This window comes from Saccharospirillum impatiens DSM 12546 (genome assembly GCF_000423605.1).
Lineage (GTDB): Bacteria > Pseudomonadota > Gammaproteobacteria > Pseudomonadales > Natronospirillaceae > Saccharospirillum > Saccharospirillum impatiens.
Window position 1 is genome coordinate 1 of the sequence record NZ_AUIH01000110.1, and the last position, 3,682, is coordinate 3,682.

Here is a 3,682-nt window from a genome sequence, read left to right on the forward strand (position 1 = left end):
GCACGCCTTAAGATGCTCTGCCCAAAAAGTGCGTCGTTCGTCCGGAGTTTGCATTGATGGATCCTGTTGAAGAAAACCACAGCCTGCGGGCTGATGGATTTAAACAACAGGTGGTGCGGTTGGACGCTTACTGTCCTGTTTAGCTTTGATCTGTTCTAGCGTAATTCTGCAAGTACACGCTCTACAATTACTCGATCTTTATCGTTAAGACCTTCCAAGTCATACTCTATTCGAGCAAGATATTCTTTAGCACCATGTGATTTAGCAACCCTCTTGAGTATTCTGGAAACGTCATTGCATCGAATTGCAGTCAATGCTAGATCTCCAGGCTTCCAAGAAGAGGTCATAAACGCCTTTACCAACTCCTTGCGTGCAATCTTGCATCGGTCCCAATCGAATATCGAAATATATTTTAGAAAATCAGGTACATCGCTAGCACTTGCAAGCTCTTTATAGATCTTCGGAAATAAGACAGCAATCAACTGGGATACAGGCCTCTGATATGCATAAAACAGTGATGGAACTAGCAATACAGATGCATCTACTAGAGCCTTACCGTATTCCTGTTCAGAATCTGCCATAAGCATAGCGCACGAGTTATATGCTTCTTCTGACAGGTCCATAGATTGTCGCGATTGAAGAGCACGCGCAATTTCTTTTACCGCACCTAAAATACGGTAACGAGCGGGTAAAGGTGCGATGTTAAATACAATAAGATTACGACTTGCAACCTCAGCATCGACTCCAGTGTCGAGTGCATATCTAACTACTCTTTCACCATCAAGTTTTGAACCAAGAAATCCGAGCAACATTAACAACAAGGCCGCTTCGTCTCCCGCAAACTGACTACATAGGCATCGCCCAATTACTCGGTCTGCAATTTCGAACTTCTGACGATCCATTACTTTCGGAATAACTACTTGGATAAGGCTTGTATGCGCATTAATCGGTAGAGTATCAAGCAGTACAGCTCGCACTTGCAAGTCAACAGCAGTCTCCGGGATGCGTTCAAGTAGTTGTCTACCGATAGTTTCTTCAGCGAGAAGATTTACAAACTGATTGTCATCGGCGTATCGCAATAAATAAACGAGCAAATTAGTACATGAAGATTCTGCCAAGCCATCCTCTTCAAGTAGCCATAAAATGTCTGTCACCGACGGCTCCAGAACTTGTCTGAATAGTGCGTCCCGCTCATCTGAAAAGCTCGAATAGAGTAGGACATCACGTACTGCTGATAACCCTTCAATTTCACGCGCTCGATCAATGAGCAGAGCACTAAGCTCCTTCGCATTAAAGTTGCCTACTTTTCCAAGCCAACGTAACTCATCTGCGACTTCTTGGGAGCTCAACTTTTGAAATATACTCCTAGCAGCAGGTAGTTGTCGGTCTTCAACTAAATAGGGAAGTAACTTTTTACCAGCTTTTTCCGAAAGTTCACTTTCAGCCTCAATTAGAACCACTTCTATTCTATTTATGAGTTTATCGTCAATAACGACTCGACGGATAAGTTCGTCACTTTGCGATATAAGCTGAGCAAATATGTTTGATGGCGCGTCTAATAGAAACTGCTCGACGTTTGGAGATCTCCCTCTCCCGAGACCTTTCGCGATAGCTGGAGTCAGATCGCCAAAAGCACTTTTAGGGTCGGGTTGCTGCAAAAATTTGATTGCACTTTCTGGGGCAACCTGGGTGAGATGCAATGCAAGTTCATTCAATGCAGCTCTACCCACTGGCATGTTTCGCCCTTGCATCTTCTGAGTAATCGCGCTGACAAATTCCCAAGCGTCATCAGGCATTAGATCATCTGCGATCTTCCGCATTGCATCTGATAACTTTGGTTGCAATATTTCCATCACCGCTACACTACTCACCTTCCCTGAATTGGCAATATCCAACAACCCTAGCGCTGCCGTAGGAGTCACATCGAGTTTATCGATCAACTCTTCCCATAAAAGCGTAATACGCAAGGCTGAAGTGCTGAACACATTTTTTTCTCCCAACAGATCGATCTCGCTTTCCGAAAGTAGCCTAGGAACAGGTTCCTCGAAGGCTCGACGAATGATCGACTTGGTCCATCTATGCCTGTCAGCACGAGGGGATCTACCGTCCACGCGCCGCCCACCCCAATCTGAAAATTTGGCCTTAGCATTTGATGGCGCGAAGACAAGATCAAGATCTCGTCCCCCTATCTTACGAGGCGAAAGGGAAAATGTTGAAAGCGCAAACTTACTACGAAGCTCAGGCCACAAGGCTGCGAGTAAACGCAAAGAAATTAACTCAGGATTGGGCGCGTCGAAAACAACTACCGGCTTTGCCTCTTCTAGAAACAATGCCTCTAGCATCTCGCTGGCATTAAAGTTAAGGATAGGAAGGAAAGCTTCTTCAAACTGCTCGTTAATTTCAATGGACGTCGCTTCATTCACGTCTGGGAGTTCATCTGACTCAAGAAGACTAAGAACAGAAGCTAGAGGTGGCTTGAAGGCCCAAGTCTGCGCATCGATAAGCACACTCTTAGTTCGAACGCACCCCGCACGCAAAACAGAAAAATCTTGCCAAGTCCTGGCAATAACATAATATGTTCCGCTTGGCAGCGGGTACGCAGAAATATAAGGAGCAAACTTCTCTTTTGGGCGTAGGGGTCCAGTTACATCAGAAAGGCGATCCACAGTCAACTGATCGTCCTTTGACAATACGACAGAGGAGGCTAGTAGTTGGTGCCCTTTGCGATAACCGTGGACTTGAGTCTGTGCTGTAATCACAGCTTCAAAGCCCTACAGCCCAGGCGATTGGAAGTGTTGTATCAGAAATCTTTTGCCACTCTCTTCCATTATAATCAAGGACCCAGCCTTGACCGTCCATTCCAGACTCTAGGAACGCCTTTCTATATTCTGGATCACGCTTTAAGTCACCGCCAACGGCACTGACGCCGAATATTTGAACTTCAAGCTTCTCTATATCTAATAGCCTACCAGCAAGGAGAGGGTACTCGCGTTCTAGATACACCAACGGGCCTCGCGCTGACATCTCTGCATCAATCAAGTCCCAAGCCGTGACTACAACTGATAGGCGTGGAAGACCTCCATCGTCTCTTTTGGCTAGTGAACTTTCAAGAAAGCGGATCAGTTCACATAGCATTACTTGTGTAGGAAGGTCTTGATCACCTTCTACACCAAGCTTCTCTAACATATTCCTTGAAGTCACCCAATCAAGCGGGCGGACGTCTTGGTCAGACTCAACCCTTACGAATAGAAGTGCGGCGTCTGCTCTCTGTAGCTCACGCATCCAATCCGATGAGATTTCGCTGTCAATAGCTGCCTGACGCCAAAGTTCGCCTGAGATGTCGGGTACAATTACCTTCGATTGTGGCCCACCCTGCGTAGCAGCGACAATAACTTCGAAGTCGCGGCGATCTTCACTGTATTCAGAACGCGGCGCAAAACCACCCTCGAACAGATGATCGGCGACCTCCAGCACGAATTTAATGTCATCTGGCTGCTCAACAGCATGGAGGGCACCTGTTCCTTCATCTAACGCTTGCCAGAGGCGACCAATATAATTAGTCTTACCCGAGTCGGGGCCACCAAGTAAAATTATGGCTCTTCGTAAAACTCTGTGGAACCCTATGGCAGCATATCCAGCTTCCCACAGTGAAACAGTATGCTCGTTCTAAAGCCTTCGAAAG

Annotated in this window: 2 protein-coding genes; both read right to left on the reverse strand. The window is 46.4% G+C overall.

Features of this window, described 5'->3' with window-relative positions; translation table 11 throughout:
• Positions 1-155: 155 nt before the first annotated feature.
• Positions 156-2,759 (reverse strand): GAP1-N1 domain-containing protein, encoded by a 2,604-nt coding sequence (locus G565_RS0120475; RefSeq protein WP_028672472.1) that lies wholly within the window; start codon positions 2,757-2,759, stop codon positions 156-158.
• A 4-nt stretch (positions 2,760-2,763) separates the two neighbouring features.
• On the reverse strand, positions 2,764-3,648 hold the full coding sequence (locus tag G565_RS0120480) for a TRAFAC clade GTPase domain-containing protein (RefSeq protein ID WP_342662995.1): 885 nt from the start codon (positions 3,646-3,648) through the stop codon (positions 2,764-2,766).
• Positions 3,649-3,682 lie beyond the last annotated feature (34 nt).